Source organism: Achromobacter sp. GbtcB20 (genome assembly GCF_019091095.1).
Classification (GTDB): domain Bacteria; phylum Pseudomonadota; class Gammaproteobacteria; order Burkholderiales; family Burkholderiaceae_B; genus Achromobacter; species Achromobacter mucicolens.
This window is the reverse complement of sequence record NZ_JAGXJZ010000423.1, coordinates 1-303: the sequence shown is the minus strand read 5'-3', so window position 1 is coordinate 303 and position 303 is coordinate 1. Positions and strand designations below refer to the sequence as shown.

Here is a 303-nt window from a genome sequence, read left to right as displayed (position 1 = left end):
CGCTTCCCATGCGCGACAGGAGCGACTCCTGACAACTGGGATAGGCTCTAAGTACAAACCGGTGCGTGCCCGTCGCAGCCGCGTCATGGCGCACCAAAGCAGGCCAGCGCACATCACTTCGCTCCAGCGTGGTGCAACGGCCAGAACACTAGGACAGATGGACATGAACAACTTCTTCAACGACTTGCAGGGCAAAATTAACCAGGCAATCGAAAGCTCGCCCGCCAAGGACATCGAACGCAACGTCAAGGCGATGATGACCCAGGGCCTTTCCAAGCTCGACCTGGTGGCGCGCGAGGAATT

Annotated in this window: 1 protein-coding gene; it reads left to right on the top strand. The window is 58.4% G+C overall.

What is annotated here, in order from left to right; all coding sequences use genetic code 11:
• Positions 1–157: 157 nt before the first annotated feature.
• Positions 158–303 (top strand): accessory factor UbiK family protein (locus KVT32_RS29605; RefSeq protein WP_217619374.1); only part of this gene is annotated, 146 nt, incomplete at its 3' end.